The following is a 25,053-nucleotide window of genomic DNA, read 5'->3' on the forward strand; positions in this document are numbered from 1 at the left end:
CGGGGGAGACGATCCATGGATCGGCGGACGTTCATCAGCGCGGCGGGGATTGCGGCGGTCGGGGCAGCATCGGCATGTTCACAGGGCTCGGACGGAACGTCTGAACGCGTGGCCGCACCGGCGGTCAATCGCGGGCGAACCCGCCGGTTACGCATGGTCACCACCTGGCCGCCCGGGTTTCCCGGTCTCGGGACCGCCGCGGTACGCACCGCCGAGCTGATCACCCAGATGTCGGGCGGCTCGCTCGAGGTCGAGGTGTACGGTGCGGGCGAGATTGTCGGCGCATTCGAAGTCTTCGACGCGGTCTCCAACGGCGTCGCGGACATGTATCACGCCGCCGATTATTACTGGCAGGGCCGGTCTCCGGCCTTCAACTTCTACTGCGCGGTGCCGATGGGCATGACGCCCTACGAGATCATGGCGTGGGTGGAATACGGCGGCGGACAGGAGCTTTGGAACGAGCTTTCCAACCCGTTCAACATCCAGCCTTTCCAGGCGGGCAATACCGGCCACCAGATGGGCGGGTGGTTCAAACGCGAAATCAATACGCTCGAGGATTTTCGCGGGCTGCGCATGCGTATTCCCGGACTCGGCGGCAATGTCATCCGCGAACTCGGAGGCGCGGCCGTCGCGCTGTCCGGTGGCGAAATCTACCAGTCGCTGCAGTCCGGAGCGATCGACGCCACCGAATGGGTCGGGCCCTGGAACGACCTGGCCTTCGGCTTCTACCGTGAAGCTCCCTATTATTACGGTCCCGGATTCCACGAGCCGGGCTCGGCCCTGGCGCTCGGGATCAATCTCGGCGTCTGGGAATCGCTGGCGAGCGACCACCAGGCGATCGTGCGCGGCGCATGTCATGCCGCAAACAATCAGAGCCTGGCCGAATTCAATCACCAGAACGGTCTCGCCCTTCGCACGCTGACCGAGGACCATGGGGTGCAGCTGCGCTCCTTCTCGGACGATATCTGGCTTGAGGTCGGGCGCATCTGCGAGCAAGTCGTCGCCGACAGCGCGAATGCGGATGCCATCTCCCGCCGGGTCTATGACAGCTACCTGCAGTCGCGCAGACTGGTGCGTGACTGGGCGAACGTGTCCGAAGCTCCCTATTATCGTCAGCGTGACCGCATTCTCGGTCGCTAGCGCCATGAGATCCGGAGACGTCCTGCTGGTTCTCATCGTTGCGGCAAGCCTGGCGCTGATCGCGGCCGACGGCGCGACGGGCGGCGCGGTTCAGGCCTGGATCGCGGCCAATCTGTCAGCTGTCGCCGCGTGGGCCGGCGATTTTCTGGTCCTGCTCGGGCTGGTTCTCAGCCCGCTTCTGGCCCTGCCGCTCATCCTGCTGATCTGGGGCCGCGTATCCGGCCTGCCGCCTCTGGCCGAGCGAGTCCTGACCAGGACCACGCAAATGCTCGATGCGATCAGCGAAACGCTGAGCGACGCGGTGCGCTGGTTCGCGCTGGCCCTGGTCATCGTCACCGTCGTGGTGGTGATCCAGCGCTATGTGTTCGGCAATTCATCCACGAAGCTGCAGGAAAGCGTCATCTATCTGCACAGCCTCCTCTTCCTGCTGAGCGCAGGGGCGACGCTGCTACACGGCGGCCATGTGCGGGTCGACGTGATCTATTCCAAGTTGTCCGACCAGGGCAAAGCCTGGACCGATCTCTTCGGCTATTATCTGGCCCTGGTGCCGATGTGCGTGCTGATCCTGACGACCTCGCGCAGCTATGTTGGCGGGGCATGGCGCGTTCTTGAAAGCTCGCGCGAAAGCGACGGTCTGCCCCTGGTCTTCGCACTGAAGACCGCGATTCCGCTATTTGCCGTCCTGCTCATCCTGCAGGGCTTTGCCATGACGGCCCGCGCCGTCCTGACACTGTGCGGACGCGAGGCGCCCGTGCCCGGCGAGCCGGCCCGGCGGGAGCTGTAGGTCATGGCGGTGTTCTACGAGATCCTGCCCTTCGCGATGTTCGCCCTCGCCTTTGCGGCGCTGCTGCGCGGCTACCCGGTGGCCTTCACCCTGGCCGGCGTGGGGATTGCCTTCGCGATCCTCGGCGTAGCGCTAGACGTGTTCGATCCCATCCATCTGCGCGCCTTCCCGCAGCGCATCTACGGCAACATCATGGAGATGGACAAAGCCATTCTGGTGGCCGTCCCGCTCTTCGTCTTCATGGGCGTGATGCTGGAAAAATCGCGTGTGGCGGAGGAGTTGCTGGAGGCGATGGGTGCCCTGTTCGGCACGATGCGCGGCGGGCTCGGCATCTCCGTCGTCGTGGTCGGCGCCCTGCTGGCGGCATCAACCGGGATTGTCGGCGCGACCGTGGTGACAATGGGGCTTCTCTCCCTGCCGACCATGCTGAGGCGCGGGTACGATCCCGCGCTGGCATCCGGCTCGATCGCTGCCGCCGGCACGCTCGGGCAGATTATCCCCCCGTCCATCGTTCTGGTGCTGCTCGGCGATCAGCTTTCGAGCGCGTATGCCGAAGCGCAGCGCGCACAGGGCATATTCTCCCCCGACGTCGTTTCGGTCGGGGATTTGTTTGCCGGCGCGCTGATACCCGGCGTCCTGCTGGTGCTGGTCTATGTCGGATACCAGCTGGTGATGGCACACCTGAAGCCGGAAGGGTCGCCGGCCATTGCCCGCGGTGAATTGAAGCTGAGCTGGCGCGCGCTGTTGAGCGCGCTCATTCCACCTCTGCTTCTGATCGTGGCCGTGCTCGGGTCGATCCTGTCCGGTCTGGCCACACCCACCGAAGCGGCCGCCGTCGGCGCGCTGGGGGCGACCTTGCTGGCCGGATTCAGAAATGCCGGCGCCGCGACCAACCCGGGCTACGGGCGCTCCATCATCGCATTGGGAGGCGCAGGCCTGCTCCTGCTGATCTTCTCCACCGGGGTGATCGATCTCAAAACGGCCGATGCGGGCCTTGCCCTGGGCGCGGCCTATGCCGTCTGTGCGCTCGCAGCGCTGGCCACGCTTCTCGCGCTCTGGCGGTTGAAGCGAACCGGCGTGCTGGACGAGGTGATGACGGCGACCGCGCGGATCTCGTCCATGGTGTTCGTCATCCTGATCGGGGCATCCCTGTTTTCCCTGGTCTTCCGTGAACTGGGCGGTGACGAGAGCGTAGAGCATCTGCTCACCTCCATGCCCGGCGGTGTCTTCGGCGCCTTGGCAGCCGTGATGATCGTGATGTTCCTGCTCGGCTTCTTCCTGGACTTCATCGAGATCACCTTCGTCGTGGTGCCCATTGTGGCGCCCGTCCTGCTGATGATGGGCGTCGATCCGGTCTGGCTCGGCGTTCTGATGGCGATGAACCTGCAGACCAGCTTCCTGACACCCCCGTTCGGGTTTGCGCTCTTCTACCTGCGCGGGGTCGCGCCGGAACAAGTCACCACTGGGGCGATTTACAGGGGAGCGATGCCGTTCGTGTTCATCCAGCTCGCCGCGATCGTCGTCATCATTCTCATGCCCTGGCTTGCGACAGCCCTGCCTGGATTGCTCTATGACTGACAAATCCGACGAAACGCGCGATGCCGGCGACCGGTTGATCCTGCAGCGCGCCTTCATCGTCGTTCTGGCGCTGGGTATCTCCGCAGTCTTCCTGTGGATGATCCGGGATTTTCTTTCGGTGCTGTTCCTGGCGGCCGTGCTGGCGCTGCTGCTTATGCCCGTGCAGCAGAACCTCGCCCGCCTTCTGGGCGGCCGGGCCCGCATCGCGGCCAGCCTTGTGATGGTGCTCACCGCAGTCGTGATCCTGCTGCCGGTCAGTGCGATGCTGTTCCTGATTGCGCGCCAGGCAGTGGAGGTCACCCAGGCCATCACGCCCTGGCTCCAGGACCAGGTTGCGGCCTGGCGCCAGGACGGTGTGGGCGCGCTGCCCGGATGGATGCCGTTTCAGGACGTCATAATAACCTATCAGGGCGAGCTGACGAGCCAGCTCGGTGATCTGGCGTCGCGGGCCGGGACCATGATCGTCAGCGCGCTGCGAAGCGCGACGGGCAATGTCTTCGCGCTTTTCCTGCATGTCATCGTGCTGATCTTCGCGCTCTACCTCTTCTTGATGTCGGGCAGAACCATGGCCGCCAATACGATCAACCTGATCCCGATGGCACCGAAGGATCGCGAATTGCTGGCCGAGCGCGCGCTCTCGACCATCCGCGCGACGGTCAAGGGCACGTTCGTGATTGCGGTCGTGCAAGGGGTGCTCACCGGGATCGCCCTGGCGATATGCGGCATTCCCGGCGCCGCCTTCTGGGGCGGCGTGGCGGGCGTGCTATCCATTGTGCCGCTGGTCGGCCCGCCCCTGGTCTGGGGTCCGGCCGCGCTCTTTCTCTGGTTTGACGGCCAGATCGCCGCGTCGATCGGTCTGGCGCTCTACGGCTCCCTCTTTGTCGGGGTGATCGACAATGTCCTGCGCCCGATCCTGGTCGGCCAGGACACGAAAATGCCTGACCTCCTGATCCTGATTTCGACCGTCGGGGGTCTGACGCTATTCGGGCCGGTCGGTCTGATCATCGGCCCGGTGATCGCCGCACTCTTCATCTCGGTCTGGTACATCTACGCCCAGTCCTACGCGCCGCTTCTGAACGAGGATCGGGGCGAGCCCCCGTTGGTCTCGAGTGCCGAGACAGAGGACGATCGCGCGATCGGCGGGCGCGTCGACGATACCGACCGGCGGACTCCCTAGACCGGGGCTTCCCCGGCCCGTCCCCCGCCATACTCGACCAGAGCGGCGATACGTTTGTCGATCGGCGGATGGGTGGCGAACAGGCCGGCGAATCCGGTTTCATGATCGTACAGGAACATTTCGCGTACTTCGCGCGGCGCCTTCTCGATCTTCGGGTCGGCGGAAATTTTCTGGAGCGCGCGGATCATCGCGTCGGGATTCTTGGTCAGCTCGACCGCCCCGGCATCCGCCATGAATTCTCTCCGCCGCGACAGGGCAAACCGGATCACGACCGCCAGTGCGTAGGCGACCGCCACGATGGCAACGCCGATGAGCACGATGACGATCGCGTTGCCTCCCTTGCCGCGGCGCGCTCCTCCGACACGGTTCAGCGAACCGTGCAACAGTCCGCGCGCCATGATCTCCGCGACCACCGAAATGATGCCGGCGAAGATCACCGAGATGACCAGAAGCCGCACATCATTGTGCCGGATGTGGCTGAGCTCGTGGGCCAGCACCGCCTCGATCTCGTCACGCTCGAGCGTTTCCATCAGGCCGCGCGTCACTGTAATCGAATACTGGCCCTGCTTCAGTCCGCTTGCATAGGCGTTGCGCGCGCCCGTCTCGATGACGCGAAGGTCCGGCATCGTGATCCCACGCGAGATGCAAAGGTTTTCAAGCAGGTTGTAGAGCTCTGCCTCCTCGCTACGCGAGACCTTGCGGGCCCCGGTCATCGAATCGATCATCGCCTGATGGCCAAACCAGGCGACGATGAACCAGAGCCCGGCCCCGATCAGCGCAAAGGGGAGCACCACCGGCAGCTGCCGGGCGGCCTCGCCGAAGGCCAGGCCAACCGCCTGCCCTTTATAGGCAGGCCCGCTGCCCCCCGCGACCGCACCGAAGATCAGGATCCCGGCGTAAAGCAAAAGGCAGAGCAGGAGCGGAAAGCCTGCCAGAAGCAGAATCGATTTTAGATTGTTGTTCCAGATATAGGTCCGCAGGCCGACCGCTTTTATCATGGTGTCGCGATCCTTGGGTCACCCGGACCTGCCCGGCGGCGACCGGACTAGAAGCTGACGTTCGGCGCAGCTTCCACACGCGCACGCTCGGTCGTCGCGACCTCGAAGAACTCCTCGGTCTTGAAGCCAAACGGACCGGCAAGCAGCACGGCGGGGAATTGCTCGATCGCGGTGTTGTATTCGGCGACGGCATTGTTGAAGAAGCGCCGTGCGGCCGCGATCTTGTTTTCCAGCTCGGCGAGCTCGGTCTGGAGCGACAGGAAGTTCTGGTTCGCCTTCAGGTCGGGATAGCTTTCCGAGAGGGCAAAGAGCTGGCGAAGCGCGCCGGACAGCATGTTCTCGGCCTGGGCCTGATCTTTCAGGCTGCCGGCATCGACGGCCTGCTGACGGGCTTTCACGACGTTTTCCAGCGTGTCCTTTTCGTGCGTGGCATAGCCCTTCACCGTCTCGACCAGGTTGGGCACCAGATCGTGGCGCTGTTTCAGCTGGACATCGATATCGCCCCAGGCCTGACGCGTCGTCTGACGAAGCGCGACGAGCCGGTTGTAAACCAGGGTCACGATGACCGCGGCCACGATCACGATAATCAGGATTGTCATTCCGATGCCCATCAAACGAATCCTTCAAAGGGTTGCGGGCCGAGCTTAGTCGGCCCCGTTCCGGTTCGCCACTGCCTTGGACGCGCTGGCATCAAATCGTTTCGCCTTGCCGAACCCCTTCGGTGCCATCCGCCCCGCCTGGGCGCGCTTGGCTTCGAACAGATGCCATCCCTCGACCTCGTGACGGCGGCCGGCGGAGTCGACCCGGAACAGGCCGTCTTCACCCTTGAACACGGTGATGTCAGCGATATCGCCGCCCTTGCCGCCGAACAGGCGCACGCCCTTGCCACGCGCCATCTCCGGAATCTCGGACAGGGCGAAGACCAGAAGCTTGCCGTTGGTGCCGAGAACGGCGACGCGGTCGCCGTCTGCCTCGATGACGCTCATCGCTTCGGCGCCCTCGAGCACGTTCAGGATCTGCTTGCCGCCCCGCTTCGACGCGGTCACGGCCTCTTCCTTGATCTGGAAGCCGTGCCCGGAGCTTGAAGCGACCAGAAGCGTGCGCGCGGGATCGTGCTTGAACAGCGCAATCGGCGACGCGTCCTCGTCCATCTCGATGGTCAGGCGCAATGGCTCGCCAAAGCCACGTCCGCCCGGCAGCTTGGATACATCCAGCGTGTAGAAGCGGCCATTGGTCTCGACCAGGATCAGCTTGTCGGTGGTTTCAGCCTTGACCGCGAACAGAGTCTCGTCGCCTTCCTTGTGCTTCAGGCCCGACAGATCGTCTTGGTGCCCTTTCAGGGCGCGGATCCAGCCCATGGTGGAAAGCACCACCGTCACCGGCTCGCGCGAGATGAGGGCTTCTTCCACGGCGCTGGCAATGTCGGCATCGGGCGCATCGGCAAAGCTGGTGCGGCGCCGGCCGATCTCGGTGTTCTGGCCGAACGTCTTCTTGACCTGCGCGATCTCGCTATCGACCTTGGCCCATTGCGTCTCCTCGCTATCGAGCAGCGCATTCAGCTCGGCGCGTTCGCCCTCGAGCTTCTCCTGCTCGGAGCGAATTTCCATTTCCTCCAGCTTGCGCAGCGAGCGCAGGCGCATGTTGAGGATGGCCTCGGCCTGGCGCTCGTTCAGCGAGAACTCGGCCATCAGGGCGGGCTTGGGCTCGTCGCTTTCGCGGATGATCTCGATGACCCGGTCCAGATTGAGGAAGGCGACGATGTAGCCGCCCAGCACTTCGAGCCGGTCTTCCACCTTGCCAAGCCGCGTGCGCGCACGGCGAACCACGACTTCGCGCCGGTGGTCGAGCCAGATCTGGAGCACCTCGATGAGGCCCATGACGCGCGGCGCGCCCTTGGGGTCGAGCACGTTCATGTTCATCGCGAAACGCACTTCCAGATCGGTGACCCGGAACAGCGATTCCATCAGCAGTTCGGGATCGACGGTGCGGCTTTTCGGCTCGATGACGAGGCGGATATCCTCCGCGGACTCGTCCATGACATCGCCAACGAGCGGGAGCTTCTTGGCGTCCATGAGCGAGGCGATCCGCTCGACTAGGCGCGATTTCTGGACCTGGTAGGGAATTTCGGTGATGACGATCTGCCAGGTTCCCCGGCCCAGATCCTCCGTCGTCCACCGGGCGCGGACACGAAAACCGCCCCGCCCGGTTTCGTAGGCCTCCAGCATTGAGGCCTTGTCCTCGACGCAAACGCCGCCGGTGGGAAAGTCGGGCCCCTGGATATAGTTCAGCAGGGTTTCGGTGCGCGCATTGGGCGTCTTGATCAGGTGACGCGCGGCATCGCACAGCTCGGCGGCGTTGTGGGGCGGGATATTGGTCGCCATGCCGACTGCAATTCCCGCCGCCCCATTGGCCAGCAGGTTGGGGAAGGCACCCGGCAGGACAAGCGGTTCCTCGTCCTCGCCGTCATACGTGTCGCGGAAATCGACCGTCCCGGCGTCGATGTCCTGCAAGAGGAGGCGCGCGGCTTCGGTCAGGCGCGCTTCGGTATAACGCATCGCCGCCGCGCCATCGCCGTCGATATTGCCGAAATTGCCCTGGCCCTCCACCAGGGGATAGCGCGCGGCGAAATCCTGGGCGAGACGCACGAGCGCGTCATAGACCGACTGATCGCCGTGCGGGTGGTACTTACCGATGACGTCGCCGACCACCCGCGCGCATTTCTTGAAACCGGAATCGGGATCCAGCTTGAGCAGACGCATGGCATGCATCAGGCGGCGGTGAACCGGTTTCAGCCCGTCGCGCGCATCGGGAAGCGCCCGCTGGGTGATGGTGGACAAGGCGTAGGCGAGATAGCGAGAGGACAGCGCCTGCTCGAAACTCTCGTCAAAGATGCGTCCGCCTTCTTCGGTAAAGTGCTCGCCCATGCCCGGCCCTCTGATTCGCGTGTGGGGTCAGTATAGGAAGGCGAGACCGGCTTGGCTTGAGCGACGCTCAGAAACGGGTGCAGTGAGAGTCGGGTCACGACACCGCCTCCTACTACCACGACTATCACGACGCTCATGGGGACAGGTGACGTGCAGCGTTGAGAAAGAGCGCGCGCAGTATGCAGGTGACTGGCGGCACGGGGAGAACCGAAATTCCGCTTCCCGGTGAAAACCGGGAAACCACCCTCACACCATCCCCGCCGCCGCCAGACGGTCGATCATGCGCAGGCGGGCCTCGGGCAGGACCCGGTCGGAGGGCCAGAGGACGCGGCGTTCGAGGAAATAGCCGGTCAGGATCAGGCCCGCCTGGACGTCACCGGAGCGAAGCGCACCCTGCCCGGTCATGAAGCCTGGAAGGGCCAGCAGCTTGTCCTTGTAGGGTTCGCCGGCGCCGGAACTCACGGCGCGCCCCGTACGCGGACTGACGTAGACGAGATCGTCAGTGTGACCGGTCGCGGCGCATTTGCGAAGATCAAGCCCGTAGCCGAGATCGGCCAGCAGGCCCGCCTCCCACTGCACGTAGATCGCCGGCCACACACCGGATTCGTCGAGCGAGGATACAAGCACCTCAAACCCGTCGGCCACGGCCGGGTGCGCCTCGCGTTCGGGCAGACCGGCAACCGCGACCGCGCAGGCGGCATTGAGACCAGACAGGGCAAGCGGGTCTTCCATCAGGGCACCGGCCGAGAGGTCTTCCGCCTCGATCTGGAAATTGCCCAGATGCTCGTCGAGGCGCGCACGCCAGTGGGCCTGCACGCGGTTACCCGGCTGCAGCACGGGGCGCATGGAGCGCGAGCGCCCGCCGCGCACCAGCCCGGCATGCCGGCCATGATCGCGGGTCAGGATCTCCACGATTGCGGAGGTTTCCCCATGCCCGCGCACGGAAATTATGCGTCCGGATTCGGTCCATTCCATGAGCGGTGTCTACCATGATGCGGGCGATGGGTGGTGCTCGTCATCCGATCCTTCGAGGGCCGCTACGCGGCCACCTCAGGATGAGGGACGGGACGACATCAGCTTGCTGTGTTTCAACAAACCTCACCTCCGCCCACTTCCCTCATGCTGAGGCGCGAGCAAAGCGAGCCTCGAAGCATCGGAGGGCAGGCGCCAGCCAAGAACTCCTAAGCCTCGAAATCCAGGCCGATGGAGGTGTAGCGGCCGCGCTGTTCCTGCCAGCCCGGTTTGACGATAACACGCAGGAAGAGATGGACCTTGCGGCCAAGCTGGTCCTGCAGCTCCTCACGCGCCTTCTGGCCGATCTCCTTGATGACCGCCCCGCCCTTTCCGACCACGATGGGTTTGTGGCGTTCGGCATCCAGGATGATGGCCTGATCGATCTTGACCGAGCCGTCGCGATGCTCTTCCCACGTCTCTGTCTCCACCATCGCATTATAGGGCAGCTCGTCATGGACGCGCAGGAAGAGCTTCTCGCGCGTCACCTCGGCGGCGAGCAGGCGTTCTGGCAGGTCCGCGATCTGGTCCTCGGGATAGAGCCACGGCCCTTCCGGCATGGATTTGGCCAGATGCTCGCCGAGCGCCTGCGTGCCGTCACCCTTGAGTGCGGAGATCATGAAGACCTCGTCATAGACACCTGATTCAAATAGCGTTTGAGTGATCACGAATAGCTCTTCACGCTTCATGCCGTCAATCTTGTTCAGCGCCAGGACAGCCTTGCGGTCCGCATTGCGCAGGCCTTCGATCACACGGTCGACATCCTGGCCGGAGCGCGCATCCTGGCCCTTGGCCTTGCCGGCGAAGACCAGCGACTGGGCGGGGGCGTCGACGACATGGACGATGACGTCCGCGTCGTCCGCGCCGGCCCAGGCGGCCGCCACCATGGCCCTATCGAGCCGGCGGCGCGGCGCGAACACGCCCGGCGTGTCGACCAGCACGATCTGGGTGCGCGCCACGATGGCGACGCCGCGCACCTGAAAGCGCGTGGTCTGCACCTTGTGGGTGACGATGGACACCTTTCGCCCGACCAGCTGGTTGACCAGGGTCGACTTGCCGGCATTGGGAGCCCCGATGATGGCGGCAAAGCCGGCGCGGGTCGGGTTATCGGTCATCTGCATTCTCTTTTCTGAGGAGTGCGCGCGCTGCGGCGCGCTGAGCATCTTGTTTCGAGGCGCCTTCGGCCTGCGCAGCTCCGGCGCCGCCCACGCTGACTTCCACGGTGAAGACGGGGCGGTGGTCGGGACCCGAGCGCGAGACCGTCTTGTAAACCGGCGCGGACTTGTCGTTTGCCGCTGCCCATTCCTGCAGGCGGCTCTTGGGATCCTTGGGTCTGTGGATCATCTCGGTCAGGTCTTCGGCCCAGTAGGTCTCGAAGAAGGTGCCGGAGGCCTCCAGGCCGCCATCGAGGTAGAGCGCGCCGATGATCGCCTCGCAAGCATCGCCCAGGATCGAGGTCTTTTCGCGGCCGCCGAGCCGCTCCTCGGCCGGGCTCATCTGCAAGGCATCCCCGAGCCCGGCGCGCCGGGCGGCGCGCGCGCACGCCTCCTTGTTGACGATGGCGTTGAGGCGATGGGCCAGACCGCCCTCGTCCAGCCCCTCGAAGGCGCCAAACAGGCGTTCGGCCGCCATCAGGCCCAGCACACGGTCGCCGAGGAATTCGAGGCGCTCGTTGGACGTGGCGCGCCGCCGGCCATCACCATAGCTGGCATGGGTCAGCGCGCGTTCGAGAAGCGCGTCGTCACGGAAATGGTAGCCGATATGATCCTGAAACTGCTTGACCCGGTCACTCAACGTCTAATGTGCTCCCACGCGCGTGGCCGTGCGGGCCTGGCGTATCCGCGTCCAGGTCCACGGCTTGATCAGATTGAAGTCCGGCCGCACCGATAGCAGAACGTAATCGGCCCGTCCCACGATGTGCGCGGCAGGGACCAGGCCGGGACCGAAGGGCCGCGGCACCCGGCTGTCGCGGGATTCGTCGCGATTGTCGCCCAGCACGAAGTAATGGCCCGCAGGCACCTCGAACGCGGCCACATGATCGAGCTCGCTCGCGCCGCGATCCAGAACCGTATAGCCCTGCCCGTCGGCCATTTCCTCACGCAGCGATTCAAGACCCGTCAGGGCGTCCGCGCCGAGCGCGACCTGGCCGAGCGCGCTGCCGTTGAGATAAACCGCGCCGCCATGCATCGCAATCTGGTCACCCGGCAGGCCGATGACACGTTTCACATACGCCTGGCGCGGCTCGTGCGGCGCGCGAAAGACCAGGACGTCGCCATGCTCCGGCTGGCGCTCGAACACCCGTTCGCCCCGAAGCGGTCCGGCAAGCGGGAGCGAGGCGCGCGAATAGCCGTAGGCGAACTTGGATACGATGACGTAATCGCCCGCCAGAAGATTGGGCGTCATCGACCCTGTCGGGATGTAAAAGGGCTGGTAGGCGAAGGTGCGCACCGCCATCGCGATCAGGAAGGCAATCGCGAAGGCCCGCATGATGCGCAGCGCCGCCCGGCCCTGCACTGGCGCGGCCGCCGGGACGGTCGCGACCGCGGGCGCGACACTGTTGGCCGCGTAGGTGGAGCGCCTAGCCACGCGCGGGTACCGCCTCGATCGTCACGAAGGCCTGGGCCCAGGGGTGATCGTCGGTCAGGGTCAGCTGGACATTAGGCACGTGACCGTCCGGGATCAGCGCATTGAGCCGGTCGAGCGCGGCTCCGGAGAGCTGCATGGTCGGCTTGCCGCCGCGCTCGTTGACCACCGAAAGGTCGCGCCAGATCACACCGCGGTAGATTCCGGTGCCGAGCGCCTTCGCGCAGGCCTCCTTCGCGGCGAAGCGCTTGGCCAGCGTGTCGGCGAAGCGCATGCGGCTTTCGGCCTTGGCGCGTTCGACCTGGGAAAAGACCCGGTTGATGAAGCGGTCGCCAAACCGGTCGATGGAGCGCTCGATCCGCCTGATGTCGATAATATCGGTGCCGATGCCGACGATCACGCTGCGGCCTCGCTACGCGCTTCGTCCATCAGGGCGCGCATGCGCCGGATGGCGGTATCCAGCCCGGAGAATATCGCCTCTCCAATCAGGAAATGGCCGATATTCAGCTCCACGATTTGCGGGATGGCCGCAACCGGTTTGACAGTATCGAAGGTCAGGCCGTGCCCGGCATGGATCTCCAGTCCGCGCTTATGCCCGTCCGCAGCCGCCTGGCGTAGACGGTCCAGCTCCCGTTCCGCGTCTTGCGTGCGCCCGGCAAAGCACAGCTCGACATATTTGCCTGTATGCAGCTCGACCACCGCGGCGCCGAGCGCGTGAGCCACCGCGATCTGGACCGGATCCGGCTCGATGAACAGCGAGACCCGGCAGCCGGCCTCGGTCAGCTGTTCGATGAAGGGGCGTAGCTGGCCGTGATGGGCTGCGACATCGAGCCCGCCCTCCGTGGTCCGTTCCTCGCGTTTTTCCGGCACGATGCAGGCGGCATGCGGGCGGTGCCTGAGCGCGATCGCAAGCATTTCCTGCGTGGCAGCCATCTCGAAATTGAGCGGCACCTCGATCGCTTCGATCAGGCGTTCGATGTCCTGGTCGCCGATATGGCGCCGGTCCTCGCGCAGATGCGCCGTGATACCGTCCGCGCCCGCTTTCTGCGCCTGCAGGGCCGCGCGCACCGGGTCGGGATGCGCGCCGCCGCGCGCATTCCGGATCGTGGCCACATGGTCGATATTGACGCCGAGCCGCAGCGTCATGCCTGCAAGCCCCGGCTGCCCGGCTTCACGGCCGGGATGCGTTCGAGTTCGGGCGGCAGATCGTCAGCCGGGTAGGCCGGGAAGGTCACGCTGGCCAGCGCCGTCAACGGAACGCCGACATCGGCGCGTCCCCCCGACCGGTCGACCAGACAGCCCTCGGCAACAACCTTCGCGCCGGTCTTCTCTACCGCGGCGATGCATTCGCGCGAGGAGAGGCCGGTTGTCACGATGTCCTCGATGATCAGAACCCGGTCGCCCCGGTTGAGTTCGAAGCCGCGGCGCAGGCGGAACTCGCCCTCTTCGCGCTCCACGAACAGGAAGGGCAGTTTGAGGTGGCGAGAGGTCTCGTAGCCGGGAATGATGCCGCCCATCGCCGGTGAGACGATGGCCGTCAGCTCCTCGGTCACCTCCGCGCCGATCTTCGCGGCAAGTGCCTTGCACAGACGCTCGGTGCGCGCGGCGTCGCGGAAGACGAGCGCTTTCTGCAGGAAGATGGGGCTGCGCAGGCCCGAAGACAGAATGAAGTGACCTTCCAGCAAAGCGCCCGCTTCACGGAATTCGTCCAGGACCTCGTCGCTGGTCATGCTTACTCCTGCGGTTCTTCGTTACCGGTCTGGGGCGAGCGTGCGCGCTCGACCGTGATCACGCGTTCGCACGTCTTCAGTGCGGCCAGGATATTCGACAGGTGGCGCGCATCAAACACCTCGACGTCGAAGACCATGTCGAAGAAGTCGCGCGAGCGCGACCAGGTGCGGATATTGACGATATTGCCACGCGCCTCCCCGACGGCGCCGGCGATTTCGGCCAGCGCGCCCGGTTCGTTGCTGACGGTGGCAGTGAGCCGGCCGATCGAGACCGCTTCGGAACTGGCCTCGGGCGTCCAGCGCAGATCGACCCAGCCGGAACCGGCCGCCTCGTCATCTTCCTCGTGGCTGGCAAGCACTTCGCAGTCGATGACATGCACTTCCAGGCCCTTGCCCGGCAGCACGACCCCAACGATGCGGTCGCCCGGGATCGGCGAGCAACACCCGGCAAAGTGGACCGAGACGCCCGGCGTCAGCCCACGCCCGGAAATGTAGAGCGCGGCCTTCTCGTCCTCGATCACCTCGCGGTCGCCTGGCTGGGCCCGGCGCAGATCGCGGTGGCCGGGATAGACCGCCTCGAGCAGATCGCCAGATGTCAGGCGTCCGCGGCCAAGATCGATATAGAGCGCCTCGGCATTGTCGCGCTCGAGCCGCTTGATCGCGTCCTCCAGCTTCTTCTCGCTGAATTCCTTGCCTTCGCGCATGAAGGCGTGCTCCGCGATGACGCGGCCGATCCGGCTGAACTCTTCTTCCTCGGAGGAGCGGATGAGCTTGCGGATTGCCGCACGCGCGCGGCCTGTGATGACCAGGTCTTCCCAGCCGGCAGGCGGCTGGCGCACCCCGCCCTTGACGATCTCGACCACGTCGCCATTGGTCAGGCGCGTGCGCAGCGGACGCTTGCGCCCGTTGATCTTGGCGGCGACCGCCGTGTAGCCGAGCTCGGTGTGGACCGCGAACGCGAAGTCCAGCGGCGTCGCCCCCGAGGGCAGCGCGATCAGATCGCCCTTCGGGGTGAAGGAGTAGACCTGGTCCACGAACATTTCGAGCTTGGCATGCTCGAGGAATTCGTCCGGATCCCCGCCCTGCTCCAGGATTTCTACAAAGGGGCGCAGGCGCGCGAGCGGATCGCCACCGGCCGCCTCAGCCGATTTGGGATCGTAGGCATAACGCCCAGACTTGTAGCGCCAGTGCGCGGCAACCCCGGTCTCGGCGATCGCCTCCATCTCCTCGGTGCGGATCTGGAGTTCCACGCGCGTATTGCGTGGGCCGATGATCGTGGTGTGCAGGGAGCGGTAATTGTTCGGCTTCGGCGTGGAGATGTAGTCGCGGAAGCGGTCGTGCACGCAGCGATAGCTCTGATGGACCACGCCCAGGGCGCGGTAGCAATCGTCCGGCTCGGACACGATGATGCGGAAGGCGTAGATGTCCGCGATCTCGTCAAAGCTGACATGCTTGCGTTCCAGCTTGCGCCAGATCGAATAGGGCCGCTTCTCGCGGCCGAAGACGCGCCCGTCTATGCCGGATTCCTGAAGGCGCTCTGAGAGCGCCATGGAGACCGACGCCACAGCTTCGGACCGCGTCGCGCGCAGCTCGTTGAGCCGGCGCACGATGGATTCATAGGCGTTCGCGTTGATATTGCGGAAGGCCAGGTCTTCCAGTTCGACACAGACCCGGTTGACCCCGACCCGGCGGGCGAGCGGCGCGTAGATGTCCAGCGTCTCGCGCGCGATCCGCTCGCGCTTGTCCGGCCGGGGAATGTGGTGGAGCGTGCGCATGTTGTGCAGCCGGTCGCACAGCTTGACCAGCAACACGCGAACGTCGCGCGTGATTGCCACGACGAGTTTCTGGAGATTCTCCGCCTGCTTGGTGCGCTTGGAGGTCAGCTCCATCTGCCCGAGCTTGGTCACGCCGTCGACCAGCTCGGCCACGTCGGCGCCGAACCGCTCGGACACCTCGCTCAGCGTCGCGTCCGTGTCTTCCACGGTGTCGTGAAGCAGGCCGCACATGATGGTTGCGGCATCCAGGCGCAGATCGGCGAGCAGCATCGCCACGGCCACCGTGTGCCCGTAATACGGATCGCCGGAATAGCGGGTCTGGCCCGCGTGCTTGTCGCGCGAAAACTCGTAGGCCTCGCGCAGAAGATCGACCGGCGCGCCCTTGTGATAGGACAGGACACGCGCGATCAGATCGTCGGCGCTGGGGATGGCGTCGGCTGAGGCAAGCGCGGCTGGGCTGGCCAGCGCCGTCATAGCCTACATCCGGCCGTCGTTCGGCCCGTCACGGTCGCTTTGCAGAGCCTTGAGCATCGCCGCCTCGTCCATTTCGGCCGGAGCGGGGAGCGCCTTGGGCTCGGCCGTCTCTTCGGCCGGCTGCGAGCGGGCGTGAGACGGGGCCTCGTCATCATCCTGCGGGATGACGCGCTGCAGCCCGTTGACCAGGCTCTCGCCGAGGCTGTCGAGATCGAGACGCTCGTCGGCAATCTCGCGAAGCGCCACGACCGGATTCTTGTCATTGTCGCGGTCAACGCGAATATCGGCGCCGGCGGCAATATTGCGCGCACGGTGAGCCGACAGAAGGACCAGGCGGAAGCGATTCGGGATCTTCTCGATGCAATCTTCGACGGTGACGCGAGCCATGGGGGGAGTGCGCTCCTGAGGGCGATGTCAATTCAAACCTTGTAGATACCTGCTTGTGGAGGCCGCATCAAGCGCCGTGCTGCACCGCGAGAGGCGCCAGGGGCGGTCCGTCCGGACGCGCCCCGGCCCGGTCCTTCGCGCCGAGGCGCGCCACCAGCCTGTCAATGTCGAGACCGGAGACCGGATCGCGCCAGTCCGGGGCGATCTCGCGCAGCGGAAGCAGCACGAAAGACCGCGCCGCAGCCCGCGGATGCGGCAGGATCAGCCCGTCGCCGCCCTGCCCGCTCACCTCGCCCCGATAGTCGATCAGGTCGAGGTCCAGCGTGCGCGGCGCGTTGCGCTGCCCGCGCGCGCGTCCGAAGACATCCTCGACCTCGTGAAGCACGTCCAGCAGCGCACCGGGCCCCAGCCCCGTCGCCACGCGGGCGCAGGCATTGGAAAACGGCGGATCGGACGGATCGGGCCAGGCCGGCGTGCGCCAGGGACGCGACGCGGCCTCGATCTGCACGCCCCGGCGGACAAGCTCGCCAAGCGCGAAACAAAGTGTGCGCGCGGGCGTTTTTCCCATGTGCGCTTGGTTTGAACCCAGCGCTATATAGATACATTGGTGTCGATTCATTGGTTAAGCGATATCTCACGAGGCATTAGACATGACATTTTATCCAAACGAACGGCTCGGGCTCTTTATCGACGGCGCGAACCTGTACTCTGCCGCCAAGGCGCTCGATTTCGACATCGATTACCGCAAGCTGCTTGAGGAATTCAAAAAGCGCGGACGTCTCCTGCGCGCGAACTATTACACCGCGCTGCTGGAGAACGACGACTACACGCCGATCCGCCCGCTGATCGACTGGCTGGACTATAACGGCTTCAAGGTCGTGACCAAGGCGGCCAAGGAGTATTCCGACGATACCGGCCGCCGCCGGATCAAGGGCGACATGGACGTCGAGATTGCCGTCGACATCATGGAAGCCGCCCCGTATCTCGACCACATCCTCCTCTTCTCTGGCGATGGCGATTTTCGCAAGGTCGTAGAGGCGGCACAGCGCAAAGGTGTGCGCGTCTCGGTGGTCTCGACACTGAAATCGACCCCGCCCATGACCAGCGACGATCTGCGCCGGCAGGCCGATTCCTTCATCGAGCTGGCCGACCTCGGCAAGCTCGTCGGACGCGAACGGCGTCAGCGCGACGATAATGACAGCGAGGACTAGCGGCGTGCCTGCAGGCAAGGTCCCGCCCGAAGCGCCGCTCGACTGTCCCCTCTGCCCGCGCCTTGTCGCCTATCGCGAGGAAAACGAGCGGCGCGAGCCGGACTGGCACAATGCGCCGGTGCCCTCCTTCGGGTCAGAGAATGCGCGTCTGCTCATCGTCGGACTGGCACCCGGGCGCACGGGCGCGAACCGGACCGCGCGCCCGTTCACCGGCGACTGGGCGGGCGACCTGCTCTACCCCACGCTAGACAAGTTCGGATTCTCGCGCGGTCATTTCGACAAGGATGGCCAGGACGATCTGCGCCTGGTCGACGCGATGATCACCAATGCGGTGCGGTGCGTGCCGCCGGAGAACAAGCCGGTGGGATCGGAATGCAATAACTGCCGCCCTTATCTGACGAGCCGGATCGCCGCATTGCCCAAGCTGGAAGTGATCGTGTCACTCGGAGGAATCGCACACACCAACACGCTGCGTGCGCTGGGAATGAAGGCGTCCGCCGCCAAGTTCGCCCATGGCGCCTGGCACGATGTGGAAGGCCCGGACGGGCGCGCCTTCAAGCTGGTCAACAGCTATCATTGCTCGCGCTACAACACGAATACCGGGCGGCTGACGACGCAAATGTTCGAGGACGTGTTCAGGAGCGTGCGCGACCATCTGGACGGTTAGCCGCGCCGAACACGCCTACCCGTACGTCTTCATGATGCGCTGCTTCTGACGGCCCCATTCGCGGGCTTTCTTGGTTTCGCGCTTGTCGATCTCCTTCTTGCCCTTGGCGAGACCGATCAGGAGCTTGGCGATGCCGCGCTCGTTGAAATAGAGCTTGAGCGGGACCACGGTGCGTCCTTCGCGCTGGACCGAACCGGACAGCTTGTTGATCTCCTTCTTGTGCAGAAGGAGTTTCCGCGGCCGGCGCGGCTCGTGATTGAAGCGGTTGCCGCCTTCATAGGGCGGGAAGTCGGCGTTGATCAGGTAGACCCCGCCTTTTTCCGGGCTGACATAGGCTTCGGCGATATTGGCCTTGCCCTGGCGCAAGGATTTGACCTCGGTGCCGGTCAGTTGCAGCCCGGCCTCGAATGTGTCCTCGATCTCGTAGTCGAACCTCGCGCGGCGATTGACCGCGACCAGCCCGTCCTTGTTGTCGGCGGGCTTGCTCATAGCAATTCCAGCTCTTCCAGCGTCTGACGAACGCCCTGTCTGACCGGTTCGGGGCATTCGACCAGCGGCAGGCGCACCTCAGGCGCGCACAGTCCCATCAATGACAGCGCGTATTTCGACGGTGCCGGGCTCGGCGCGGCGAACAGCACCTCATGCAAGGCTTGAAGCTTGTCGTTCAGCGTGCGGGCGCGGTCCCAGTCACCCTCAAGGCAGGCGGTCTGGAACTCGGCGCACTGGCGGGGCGCCACATTCGCCGTCACGGAGATGATGCCGTGCCCACCATGAGCATTATAGCCGAGCGCAGTATCGTCTTCGCCCGACAGCTGGATGAAGTCGGGACCGATCAGATTGCGGTGCCGGGTGACGCGCGCCACGTCGCCGCTGGCGTCCTTCACCCCGATGATGTTGGGATGCTCTGCCATGCGGGCCATCGTTTCTGGAAGGATGTCGACCACCGAGCGTCCGGGAATATTGTAGATCACGATCGGCAGCGCGACGGCATCTGCAACCGCGTTGAAATGCGCCAGAAGACCGGCCTGGGACGGCTTGTTGTAATAGGGCGCGACCACGAGGCCCGCATCGACGCCCACGCTCTTGGCAAAGCGCTGCCACTCGATGGTGGATGCCGTCGCATTCGTGCCGGTTCCGGCGATAACCGGAATGCGCCCGCCTGCGATCTTCACCGTGCGTTCGATCACGTCGCGGCGCTCCGCCTCGCTCAGAGTCGGCGTTTCGGCAGTCGTCCCGCCGGGCACCAGGCCGTGCGTTCCTGCCTCGATCTGACGCTCGATGAGCGCTTCATAGGCCGCCCAGTCCACGGCTCCATCGCGGAAAGGCGTCACCAACGCAGTAAATGAGCCGCGGAACATCACCCTAGTTTCCCTTGAAGGTTCACTCTTGAACTGGGCGCGGAACATAATGACCCGCCCCGCATACGCCAACCATGTGCACGCACGCTAGACAGTGTGCCGGGTATAAGAGACTCTGCTGTCTCACTTAGCCCCGCAAATACTGGGTTTTTTCATATGATCGCGCGTCTTACCCTCCTGGCCGGCCTGCTTGCCGCCACCGCCCTGACCGCTCCGGCCTGGTCCCAGGCTCCGGTACCGCGTCCCAAACCTGCGGTCGAGAACTACTCGGTCATCCTCAACGATGCCGATTTCGACCGTTTCCGCGCGGGAATGGCCGCCGCGGACGATGACGAATGGGCTGGCGTGCGCGATGTACGCGGCACGATCGAGAACCCGGTCGCGCGCAAGATGCTGCTCTGGCGCATCGCCGTTTCCGATGCGCGCGCGCCCTTCTCCGACCTCGATCTCGCGCTCGACGAGCTGCAGAACTGGCCGCGACGCTGGCAGATCCAGCGCGAAGCGGAGTGGAAGATCGAGGAGTCCGGGATGAGCCCGGCCCTGATCGTGCGCTGGTTCGAGGACCGCACCCCGGTGACCGGCGAAGGCCAGGTTGCCTATGGCGAAGCGCTACTCGAAACCGGCCAGCGCGAAGCGGGCCATGCGCAGATCGTCGACGCCTGGCGTACCAAGACCATGCGCCTCTCGGCTCAGGATGACGTTCTGGACGCGCATGCCGGCCTGTTTTCCGCCGCCGATCACGCCGAACGGGTCGACATGTTGCTCTGGGCCGGCCAGCGCACGGCGGCGAGCCGCCTGCTGCCGCGCCTGAGCGAGGGAGAACGCCGCCTTGCCACGGCGCGCATCCGTCTGGCGACACGCTCGGCCGGAGTGGACTCGGCTGTAAACGCCGTTCCTGACAGCCTCGCCAGCGCACCCGGCCTGGTCTACGAGCGCGCCCGCTGGCGCCGGCAGGCCGGGCTCGACACCGACCTGCCCCTGCTGCTGGAGCTTCCCGACAGCTACCACAACACCGGCGCGCTGGAATCCATGTGGACCGAGCGCAAGCTCCAGATTCTGGAGCTGATGCGCGATAACGACCATCTGACCGCCTACCAGCTCGCAGCCGCGAACGGGATGAGCTCGGGCGTGGATTTTGCCGACGCCGAATTCCTGGCCGGCTGGCTGGCGCTGACCCAGCTCAACCGGCCTGAAGACGCGCTGGAGCATTTCAACCGGCTTGAATCCGGCGTCACCACCCCCGTCTCTCTGGGCCGCGCCAAGTACTGGCAGGGCCGCGCAGCCGAAGCGGCAGGCCAGCTGGAACTGGCGCAGGAGCGTTTCGTGGCGGCGACCGAGCACGCCACGACCTATTACGGCCAGCTCGCCCTGCTGGCGCTGGGGCCCGACGCGGCCGAGCTGAACCTGCCGCCAGACCCTGAAATCAGCGCCGGCGATCGCCAGGCCTTTAATGACCGCGAGCTTATCCAGGCCCTGCGTCTGCTGGCGGAAATGAACGAGGATTATCTGTTCCGCGTCTTCATCTACCATCTCGACGACGAGATGGAGACAGCCGAGGAAACCACGATGCTGGCCGACATCGCGCTGGAATTCTTCCGTCTGCGCGAAGCGGTGCGCGCGGCCAAGTCCGGGCGCATGCAGCAGGGCATGACCGTCATCGGGCGCGCCTATCCGATGGTCGAGATTCCCGACGGGGCGCCGATCATGCCCGAAGCGGCGCTGACCTATTCTGTCATCCGTCAGGAGACCGAGTTCGACGCGCGCGCCGTCAGTTCGGCCGGTGCCCGAGGCATGATGCAGATGATGCCGGCGACCGCACGCCAGACGGCACGCCAGATCGGGCAGCCCTATAACTTCCAGTGGCTGACCGACGACCCGGATTATAATCTGACGCTGGGCATGGCCCACCTCAACGAGGTGACCGAGGACTATAACGGCTCGCTGGTCCTGGCGCTGGCCGCCTACAATGCCGGGGGCCACCGCGTGCGCCGCTGGGTGGAGGAATACGGCGACCCGCGCACCGGGGCCATCGACCCGGTCGACTGGGTGGAACACATCCCCTACTCGGAAACCCGCAACTATGTTCAGCGCGTGCTGGAGAACCTTCAGGTCTACCGCGCGCGCCTGAGTGCAGATTCCTCAAGCCCGCTGATGATCGAGCAGGACATGGTGGGCGCGGGCGGCGTTGCCGATCTGCCCTCCCTGCCCCCGGAATTCATCCAGGCTTTGGACGCGATCGAAGCGGAACGCGCGGATGCGGAAGCCCGGGCCGACCGTCCCGAGGGCGAAGGCGACTAGGGCCGGCCGGGCCGCAGCGCGGCCTCGGCAAGCGTTTGCGGATCGATATTGCCGCCGGTCAGCACGATCACCGTGGTCTTGCCGCGGCAGTCGATCTTTCCCGAAAGCGCAGCGGCGAGCGCGGCGGCCCCGCCGGGCTCGACCACGAGCTTGAGGACGCGCAGCCCGAACGCGACCGCATCGAGCGCCTCGTCATCGCTCACCACGCCTACACCGCTGAGGCGTCGATTGATCGCAAAGGTCAGCCGCCCGGGCGCTCCGGACAGGAGAGCGTCCTGGATCGAGCCGGACTTGCGGGTATTCGACAACCTTTCCCCGGCCGCAAGCGAGCGGGCATGATCGTCAAACCCTTCCGGCTCCGCTCCGAAGACGCGTGTGTCCGGCGAGTGATGAGCCGCCGCGAGGTTGATCCCCCCGATCAGCCCCCCGCCGCCGACACAGCAGATCAGCTGATCGGCCGAAATCCCGTCCGCCGCAAGGTCCTGGAAGATCTCCAGTCCGCAAGTTCCCTGCCCGGCAATGATGTCGGGATGGTCGAAGGAAGGAATGATTGCTGCGCCGCTTTCTGAAGCCAGGCGCGCGGCGATCTCCTCGCGATCCTCGCGCTCGCGGTCATAGCTGATGACCTCGGCCCCGCGGGCGCGAACCCCCTCCGCTTTCACGGCCGGGGCATCGGCCGGCATCACGATCCGCGCGTGGATTCCGAGACGCCGGGCGGCCTCGGCCACGCCCTGGCCATGATTGCCGGACGAAAACGCCACGACGCCGCGCGCTTTCTGGTCCGCGTCCAGCTTCGACAAGGCGTTATAGGCACCGCGAAACTTGAAGGAGCCGGTGACCTGAAGGATTTCGGGCTTGAGGAATATGTCACCGCCGAGGTGTTCGCTCAGCGCGGGGCTGTGCACGAGCGGAGTGCGTACCGCCTGACCTGACAGGCGCTGCGCTGCAGCGACGACATCCTCATAACCGGGCAGTGGCAAGCCGTCCTTCATGAACACCCGGTCCTTCTGAGTGGTGCGCCGCAACAACGGCGCAGACTTTATCAGGCAAAGCCATTGCGAAAAACGTCCGGCACGCTTTTGATAGCGCCAGTCACACACAACCTGGCCGATCTCCTCGTCAGACGGGGGACGGCTTTTACATTGCTAGGGGAGGAATGCCCATGCTTCGCGGGCAGATGATGGATCGTCAGTTGATGATCTCGAGCATTCTCGTTCATGCCGCGCAGAATCACGGCGAGCGCGAGATTGTCAGCCGTCTTCCGGATACCGGCGAGATTCACCGCTATGGCTGGCGCCAGTGCCACGAGCGCAGCAAGCGCCTGGCCAATGCGCTGACCAGCCTGAAGACGAAGCCGGGCGACCGGGTGGCGACGATTGCGTGGAACTCGCATCGCCATCTGGAACTCTATTACGGCGTCTCCGGCATGGGCGCGGTGGTCCACACGGTCAATCCGCGCCTCGCGCCGGAGCAGATCGCCTGGATGCTCGACCACGCCAAGGCAAAGCACGTCTTCTTCGACGTCACCTTCGCGCCGATCGTCGAAGCCATCGCCAAGTCGTGCAAGACGGTCAAGCACTGGGTCGCGATGACCGACGAGGCCCACAAGCCGGACATGAAGACCAAGGTCGATGTCTACGAGACCCTGATCGAACGCGCCTCGCCCGACTTTGAATGGCCAAGCTTCGACGAGAACACGGCCGCCGGCCTGTGCTACACGTCCGGCACCACGGGCGAACCCAAGGGCGCGCTCTATTCGCACCGCTCCACCGTGCTGCACGCCATGATGAGCCTGTCCACCGACACGATCGGGGCCGGCTCTCACGGCGTGATCATGCCGGTCGTGCCCATGTTCCACGTCAATGCCTGGGGCGTGCCCTACGCCGCTGCCATGTCCGGCGCCAAGCTGGTCATGCCGGGCGCCCAGATGGACGGCAAGAGCATCCAGGAGCTGATCTCGGACGAGGAAGTCACCCACGTGCTCGGCGTGCCGACCGTTTGGCTCGGCCTCCTGCAGTATCTGCGCGAGAGCGGCACCCGCATCGACAGCGTGGAAACCGTGCTGATGGGCGGGTCGGCCATGCCGGAGGCCCTGCTGCGCGCCTATCAGGACGAGTATGACGTCAACATGCAGCAAGGTTGGGGCATGACCGAAATGAGCCCGCTGGGCACGGTCGGCAAGCTTCTGCCCAAGCATGACGACCTGACCGAAGACGAGAAGATCGCCATCAAACTGAAACAGGGCCGCCTGATCTATGGCGTCGAGATGCGCATCGTCGACGACGGCGGCAATATCCTGCCGCGCGACGGCAAGGCGTCGGGACACGTGCAGGTGCGCGGTCCCTGGATCATCGATAGCTATTATCGCGGCGCCGGCCAGGAAGCCTTCACCGAAGATGGCTGGTTCCGGACCGGCGATGTCGGCACGATCGACCAGGACGGCTACATGACGATTACCGACCGGTCCAAGGACGTCATCAAGTCCGGTGGCGAGTGGATCAGCTCGATCGAGCTCGAGAACGCGGCGATGGGCCATCCCGAGGTGGCGATGGCGGCGGCGGTGGGCATGCCCCACCCCAAATGGCAGGAACGCCCGCTTCTGGTCATCCAGCCCAAGCCGGGGACCGAGCCGACCCGGGAGTCCATTCGCGACTATCTGGTCCAGCACGTCCCCAAATGGTGGCTGCCCGAAGGCATAGAATTCATTGACGAGATGCCGCTCGGCGCGACCGGGAAGATCCTGAAGACGCGCCTGCGCGAAATCTACAAGGATTACGAATTCCCGGATGCCCAGGAGTCCGAACAGGCCTGATCGCAATATCCGGCGATCGACACGTCAACGCCCCGGCTCGAAGGACCGGGGCGTTTTCGTACGTCTTGCCCTTGCATCGGGTGGAAACCTGCCCTAGATTTATTGATATTCGATAAGGCGGAGCAACCGCCAGGGTCTGAAAACAG

At 65.0% G+C, this 25,053-nt stretch carries 24 protein-coding genes; 8 read left to right on the forward strand and 16 right to left on the reverse strand.

The genetic code is table 11. The features are described 5' to 3' along the window. The first annotated feature begins 15 nt into the window (after positions 1 to 15). From E5162_RS04795 to E5162_RS04810, 4 genes are read left to right on the forward strand one after another with little or no spacing between them, the layout of a single operon-like run. On the forward strand, positions 16 to 1,140 hold the full coding sequence (locus E5162_RS04795; protein WP_135943790.1) for a TRAP transporter substrate-binding protein: 1,125 nt from the start codon (positions 16 to 18) through the stop codon (positions 1,138 to 1,140). 4 nt (positions 1,141 to 1,144) lie between these two features. Further along, on the forward strand, positions 1,145 to 1,924 hold the full coding sequence (locus E5162_RS04800) for a TRAP transporter small permease subunit (protein ID WP_135943791.1): 780 nt from the start codon (positions 1,145 to 1,147) through the stop codon (positions 1,922 to 1,924). Positions 1,925 to 1,927: 3 nt separating this feature from the next. Next, positions 1,928 to 3,502, forward strand: coding sequence for a TRAP transporter large permease (locus E5162_RS04805; RefSeq protein WP_135943792.1), 1,575 nt, complete (start codon positions 1,928 to 1,930; stop codon positions 3,500 to 3,502). Continuing rightward, positions 3,495 to 4,679, forward strand: a complete 1,185-nt coding sequence (locus tag E5162_RS04810; RefSeq protein ID WP_135943793.1) for an AI-2E family transporter — start codon at positions 3,495 to 3,497, stop codon at positions 4,677 to 4,679. Before E5162_RS04805 ends, E5162_RS04810 begins: the two co-directional genes overlap by 8 nt. On the opposite strand, the gene E5162_RS04815 is transcribed toward E5162_RS04810, so the two are convergent. The 13 genes from E5162_RS04815 to folK all read right to left on the reverse strand — a co-directional run bounded on the left by E5162_RS04815 (position 4,676) and on the right by folK (position 17,180). After that, entirely contained in the window at positions 4,676 to 5,677 is a 1,002-nt protein-coding gene (locus tag E5162_RS04815; protein WP_135943794.1) for a M48 family metallopeptidase, read from the reverse strand. The genes E5162_RS04810 and E5162_RS04815 overlap by 4 nt on opposite strands. 47 nt (positions 5,678 to 5,724) lie before the next feature. Beyond that, complete coding sequence (locus E5162_RS04820; protein ID WP_371872210.1) at positions 5,725 to 6,288, reverse strand: LemA family protein; 564 nt, start codon at positions 6,286 to 6,288, stop codon at positions 5,725 to 5,727. 33 nt (positions 6,289 to 6,321) lie between these two features. Beyond that, entirely contained in the window at positions 6,322 to 8,601 is a 2,280-nt protein-coding gene (gene parC / locus E5162_RS04825; protein ID WP_135943796.1) for a DNA topoisomerase IV subunit A, read from the reverse strand. 246 nt (positions 8,602 to 8,847) lie between these two features. After that, positions 8,848 to 9,576, reverse strand: a complete 729-nt coding sequence (gene recO / locus E5162_RS04830; RefSeq protein ID WP_135943797.1) for a DNA repair protein RecO — start codon at positions 9,574 to 9,576, stop codon at positions 8,848 to 8,850. A 206-nt stretch (positions 9,577 to 9,782) separates the two neighbouring features. Continuing rightward, complete coding sequence (gene era, locus E5162_RS04835; RefSeq protein ID WP_135943798.1) at positions 9,783 to 10,733, reverse strand: GTPase Era; 951 nt, start codon at positions 10,731 to 10,733, stop codon at positions 9,783 to 9,785. After that, positions 10,717 to 11,406 (reverse strand): ribonuclease III, encoded by a 690-nt coding sequence (rnc, locus tag E5162_RS04840; protein WP_135943799.1) that lies wholly within the window; start codon positions 11,404 to 11,406, stop codon positions 10,717 to 10,719. Before rnc ends, era begins: the two co-directional genes overlap by 17 nt. Before the next feature lie 3 nt (positions 11,407 to 11,409). Beyond that, complete coding sequence (gene lepB / locus E5162_RS04845) at positions 11,410 to 12,198, reverse strand: signal peptidase I (RefSeq protein WP_135943800.1); 789 nt, start codon at positions 12,196 to 12,198, stop codon at positions 11,410 to 11,412. Then, a complete protein-coding gene (acpS, locus tag E5162_RS04850) occupies positions 12,191 to 12,595 on the reverse strand; it encodes a holo-ACP synthase (RefSeq protein ID WP_135943801.1) in 405 nt (134 codons plus the stop codon). Before acpS ends, lepB begins: the two co-directional genes overlap by 8 nt. Further along, a complete protein-coding gene (locus E5162_RS04855; RefSeq protein ID WP_135943802.1) occupies positions 12,592 to 13,341 on the reverse strand; it encodes a pyridoxine 5'-phosphate synthase in 750 nt (249 codons plus the stop codon). The genes acpS and E5162_RS04855 overlap by 4 nt, the downstream gene beginning before the upstream one ends. Then, positions 13,338 to 13,925, reverse strand: a complete 588-nt coding sequence (pyrE, locus tag E5162_RS04860) for an orotate phosphoribosyltransferase (protein WP_135943803.1) — start codon at positions 13,923 to 13,925, stop codon at positions 13,338 to 13,340. The genes E5162_RS04855 and pyrE overlap by 4 nt, the downstream gene beginning before the upstream one ends. Positions 13,926 to 13,927: 2 nt before the next feature. Then, positions 13,928 to 16,174, reverse strand: coding sequence for a RelA/SpoT family protein (locus E5162_RS04865; RefSeq protein WP_135943804.1), 2,247 nt, complete (start codon positions 16,172 to 16,174; stop codon positions 13,928 to 13,930). 3 nt (positions 16,175 to 16,177) lie between these two features. After that, positions 16,178 to 16,561: a DNA-directed RNA polymerase subunit omega gene (gene rpoZ / locus E5162_RS04870; protein WP_135943805.1), complete on the reverse strand. Its 384-nt coding sequence runs from the start codon at positions 16,559 to 16,561 to the stop codon at positions 16,178 to 16,180. A gap of 67 nt (positions 16,562 to 16,628) precedes the next feature. Then, entirely contained in the window at positions 16,629 to 17,180 is a 552-nt protein-coding gene (gene folK / locus E5162_RS04875) for a 2-amino-4-hydroxy-6-hydroxymethyldihydropteridine diphosphokinase (protein ID WP_135943806.1), read from the reverse strand. A gap of 31 nt (positions 17,181 to 17,211) precedes the next feature. On the opposite strand from folK, the gene E5162_RS04880 reads away from it, so the two are divergent. Continuing rightward, entirely contained in the window at positions 17,212 to 17,772 is a 561-nt protein-coding gene (locus E5162_RS04880) for a LabA-like NYN domain-containing protein (RefSeq protein ID WP_135943807.1), read from the forward strand. Next, a complete protein-coding gene (locus E5162_RS04885) occupies positions 17,756 to 18,439 on the forward strand; it encodes a uracil-DNA glycosylase (RefSeq protein ID WP_135943808.1) in 684 nt (227 codons plus the stop codon). Before E5162_RS04880 ends, E5162_RS04885 begins: the two co-directional genes overlap by 17 nt. 15 nt (positions 18,440 to 18,454) lie before the next feature. Here E5162_RS04885 and smpB read toward each other — a convergent pair whose 3' ends face one another. Further along, a complete protein-coding gene (gene smpB / locus E5162_RS04890) occupies positions 18,455 to 18,928 on the reverse strand; it encodes an SsrA-binding protein SmpB (protein WP_135943809.1) in 474 nt (157 codons plus the stop codon). Further along, positions 18,925 to 19,797, reverse strand: a complete 873-nt coding sequence (gene dapA / locus E5162_RS04895; RefSeq protein ID WP_135943810.1) for a 4-hydroxy-tetrahydrodipicolinate synthase — start codon at positions 19,795 to 19,797, stop codon at positions 18,925 to 18,927. Before dapA ends, smpB begins: the two co-directional genes overlap by 4 nt. 156 nt (positions 19,798 to 19,953) lie before the next feature. Between dapA and E5162_RS04900 the strand changes: the two genes are divergently transcribed. Continuing rightward, positions 19,954 to 22,095 (forward strand): lytic transglycosylase domain-containing protein, encoded by a 2,142-nt coding sequence (locus E5162_RS04900; protein ID WP_135943811.1) that lies wholly within the window; start codon positions 19,954 to 19,956, stop codon positions 22,093 to 22,095. On the opposite strand, the gene E5162_RS04905 is transcribed toward E5162_RS04900, so the two are convergent. Further along, positions 22,092 to 23,087 carry a threonine ammonia-lyase gene (locus tag E5162_RS04905; RefSeq protein ID WP_135943812.1) on the reverse strand — a complete coding sequence of 332 codons (996 nt, stop codon included), beginning with the start codon at positions 23,085 to 23,087 and terminating at the stop codon, positions 22,092 to 22,094. The genes E5162_RS04900 and E5162_RS04905 overlap by 4 nt on opposite strands. A 164-nt stretch (positions 23,088 to 23,251) precedes the next feature. Here E5162_RS04905 and E5162_RS04910 point away from each other — a divergent pair, with 164 nt between their 5' ends. After that, positions 23,252 to 24,907 (forward strand): long-chain-fatty-acid--CoA ligase, encoded by a 1,656-nt coding sequence (locus E5162_RS04910; protein WP_135943813.1) that lies wholly within the window; start codon positions 23,252 to 23,254, stop codon positions 24,905 to 24,907. The last annotated feature ends 146 nt before the right edge of the window (positions 24,908 to 25,053 follow it).

This window comes from Marinicauda pacifica, from assembly GCF_004793635.1.
Lineage (GTDB): Bacteria > Pseudomonadota > Alphaproteobacteria > Caulobacterales > Maricaulaceae > Marinicauda > Marinicauda pacifica.